Annotated in this window: 3 protein-coding genes; 2 read left to right on the forward strand and 1 reads right to left on the reverse strand. The window is 73.8% G+C overall.

Annotated features, from left to right (window positions below):
- The coding region (locus AC2W7J_RS16655; RefSeq protein ID WP_485983773.1) for a Pls/PosA family non-ribosomal peptide synthetase at positions 1-1,794 on the forward strand (1,794 nt) is incomplete at its 5' end.
- A complete protein-coding gene (locus tag AC2W7J_RS16660) occupies positions 1,791-3,104 on the forward strand; it encodes a M1 family metallopeptidase (RefSeq protein ID WP_485983774.1) in 1,314 nt (437 codons plus the stop codon). The genes AC2W7J_RS16655 and AC2W7J_RS16660, both read left to right, overlap by 4 nt.
- On the opposite strand, the gene AC2W7J_RS16665 is transcribed toward AC2W7J_RS16660, so the two are convergent.
- Positions 3,071-3,565, reverse strand: a complete 495-nt coding sequence (locus AC2W7J_RS16665; RefSeq protein ID WP_485983776.1) for a 4'-phosphopantetheinyl transferase family protein — start codon at positions 3,563-3,565, stop codon at positions 3,071-3,073. The genes AC2W7J_RS16660 and AC2W7J_RS16665 overlap by 34 nt on opposite strands.
- Positions 3,566-3,621 lie beyond the last annotated feature (56 nt).

Raw genomic sequence — 3,621 nt, forward strand, 5'->3', positions numbered from 1 at the left:
GCGGCGGCGGCGCTGTCCGGCGCGTCTGGTTCCGCTGGTACGCGCGGCTGCTCGGGGGCGCGGATCGGCGAGGGCCGTCCGACCTCGCACGCCCTCCCGCCGGTCACCGGCTGGCTCGACGTCGGCGCGGGTGCGGCCATCGAGCCCGAGGTCGACCTGCTCGGCTCCTGGATCGACGGCGACCGGGTGCACGTCGGCCCGATCACCATCGGTGACCACGCGCGCGTCGGCGCACGCAGCACCCTCTCGCCCGGCACGGTCGTCGGCGCGGGGGCCGAGGTCGCCCCCGGCTCGCACGTCCTCGGGAGCGTGACGGCGGGGGAGTTCTGGTCCGGCTCGCCGGCCGAGCGCCAGGCATCGGCCAGGGGCCCGTGGTCGCGGGAGGACGCGCCGGCCCCGCGCCGCTGGCTCGTCGGCATGGGGCTCATCGCCCCGCTCGTCGCGAGCCTGCCCGGAGTGGCGACCCTCGTCGGTGGCCTCGTGCTCTGGCCGGCCGTCTCGGGGGCCGACTCGCTCGGCGAGGCGGTGCGCGCCGCGCTGCCGTGGCTGCCGCTGGCCGCCGTCGTCGGGTTCATCGCGCTCGCCCTGCTCGTCCTCGGTCTCACCCGGCTGCTCGCCACTCGGATCGAGCCGGGGCACTTCCCGGTCCGCTCTGCCCAGGGGCTGGCGATCATCTACACCGTGCGGCTGCTCGACGAGGCGCGCGAGTGGCTCTTCCCGATCTACTCCAGCGCCTTCACCCCGATCTGGCTGCGGCTGCTCGGCGCTCGCGTCGGCGAGGGCGTCGAGGCCTCGACGGTGCTGCTCGTGCCCAAGCTCGTGCGGGTCGGCAACCACGCCTTCCTCGCCGACGACACCCTCATCGGCTCCTACGAGCTCGGCGGTGGCTGGGTGCGCGTCGAGCGGGTCAAGGTCGGCAAGCGCGCCTTCGTCGGCAACTCCGGCATGCTCGCGCCCGGCCGCCGGGTGCCCAAGCGCTCGCTCGTCGCCGTGCTCTCCGCGGCGCCGCAGCGGGCCAAGGCCAAGGCCGGCGCCTCCTACATCGGCTCGCCCCCGCGCAAGCTGCGGCGCACCGCCGACGAGCAGGACGCGAGCCGCACCTACGACCCGCCGACCCGGCTCAAGGCCCTGCGGTCGGTCGTCGAGCTCTGCCGCGTCGTGCCCCTCGTCTGCAGCGTCGCGCTGCCCGTCGGTGTCGGCGTGACCCTGCTCGCGCTCCTCGACCGGTCGGTGTGGGCCGCCGTGCTGCTCGCCGGCCCCGTCCTGCTCGTCGCCGGGCACCTCGCCGCCGGCGTCACCGTCATCGCCAAGTGGCTGATCGTCGGGCGCCACCGCGCCGGGGACCACGAGCTGTGGACCTCCTTCGTCTGGCGCAACGAGCTCGCCGACACCTTCACCGAGATGCTCGCCGCCCCGTGGTTCGCCCGCATCACCGCCGGCACGCCGGCGCTCAACGCCTGGCTGCGGCTCATGGGCAGCAAGGTCGGCGAGGGTGTCTGGTGCGACACCTACTGGCTGCCCGAGAGCGACCTCGTCGAGCTCGGCGACGGCTCGACGGTCAACCACGGCTGCGTCGTGCAGACCCACCTCTTCCACGACCGGGTCCTGCAGATGGACAAGGTCGTCCTCGAGGCCGGGGCGACCCTCGGGCCCAACAGCGTCATCCTCCCTTCGTCCAGCGTCGGCCGGGACGCGACCGTCGGACCCGCGTCCCTCGTCATGCGCGGCGAGGGCGTACCGTCGCGCACACGCTGGATCGGCAACCCGATCGGTCCGTGGGAGGAGACAGAGTGAGGCGCCAGGACGGCACCGATGACTACGTGCCCGGGCACGGCGACGCGAGCTTCGCCGTCGCGCACTACGACCTCGAGCTGGACTACAAGGTCGCGGGCAACCGGCTCTCCGGCGAGGCCACGCTGCGCTGCCGCGCGCTGCAGCCGGCGAGCCGGGTCGAGCTGGACCTGCACGCGCTCAAGGTCACTCGCGTCCACGTCGACGGCGAGCCCGCCCGCTACTCTCACCGCAGGGACCGGCTCGCCGTGACCCTCGCGCGCACCGTCCCCGAGGGGGAGGACTTCGAGGTGCGGGTGCGCTACGCGGGCACCCCCACGCAGGTGCGCAGCCGACGCCTCGGCGAGGCCGGCTGGGAGGAGCTGACCGACGGCGTCATCGTCGCCGCGCAGCCGCACGGCGCACCGTCGTGGTTCCCCTGCAACGACCGGCCGGACGACAAGGCGACCTACCGCCTCGTGCTGAGCACCTCCCGCGACTACCACGTCGCCGTCGCCGGTGAGCTCGTCGACCGCTCGACCCGCGGCAGCACGACGACGTGGACCTATGCGCAGGACGCGCCGATGGCGACCTATCTCGCGACCGTGCAGATCGGTCGCTACGAGGTCGTCGACCAGGCGGGTGCACCCGTGCCCGTGCGCGTCGTCGCGCCCGTCGACCGGCCGGAGAAGGGCTTCGAGGCGGCCTTCGGGATGCAGCCGCAGATGCTCGGCTTCTTCGCGGAGACCTTCGGCGACTACCCCTTCGCGTCGTACACCGCCGTCATCACCGACGACGACCTCGAGATCCCGCTCGAGTCGCAGGGCCTGTCGACCTTCGGGCGCAACTTCATGCGCGACGACTGGGAGTGCATCCGGCTCGTCGCCCACGAGCTGAGCCACCAGTGGTGGGGCAACTCGGTCACTCTCGGGCACTGGCGCGACATCTGGCTGCACGAGGGCTTCGCCTGCTACTCCGAGTGGCTGTGGTCGGAGCGGATCGGCCTGATGACCGTGGGCGAGCGGGCCGAGGTGCACCACGAGCGGGTGCGCACCGACGACGGCGACGAGCTGCTCCTCGGCGACCCCGGGCCGGACCTGATGTTCGACGACCGGGTCTACAAGCGGGGGGCGCTCACGCTGCATGCGCTGCGCTGCCGGGTCGGGGATGCGCGCTTCTTCGAGGTGCTGCGGACGTGGTGCGAGGAGCAGCAGCACCGCACGGTGACGACGGCGATGTTCGTCGAGCACGCCGAGCGGGTCACGGGCGAAGACCTCGGTGAGCTCTTCGAGGCCTGGCTCTACGCCGTCGAGCTGCCGCCGCTGCCGGTCTGACCGGGCGGGAGCGCCACGACGGCCGCGGCCAGTCCCGGTGGTGCGGCCAGGTCCTCGACGGGCCAGTTGGCGCACCGGATCTCGCTCATCGGGGTGCGCAGGCCGGTGCCCAGCGCCTTGAGGATCGCCTCCTTGCGGCACCACGTCGCGGCCCGCTCGGCAGGTGTGTCGGCACGCTCGCCGGGCGCGAGGACGAGGGTGGGGTCCCAGCGGGCGTCGACCGCGGTGATGTCCTCGACGTCGACGCCGACGGGACGAAGGGGGTCCACCGCCGTCACCACGACGTCGCCGCAGCGGGCCAGGCTGACGTGCGGCCGGGAGCCGTCGGCCAGCCGCGCCCACGGGCGGCCGTGGCGCTCGGAGCCGCAGGCCGGGCAGTGCCGGCCGGTGAGGGTCTCGGGACCCAGGTGGGCGCGCAGGGCGGCGTCCGCGCTCAGCCCCCGGTGCCACTGGATGTCCACGGGGCGAGGCTAGGCCCTGAGTCCGCATTGCCCAACGGCAATGCAGAGTCCAAGGC

This window comes from Janibacter sp. CFPM2_SD2 (assembly GCF_057364645.1).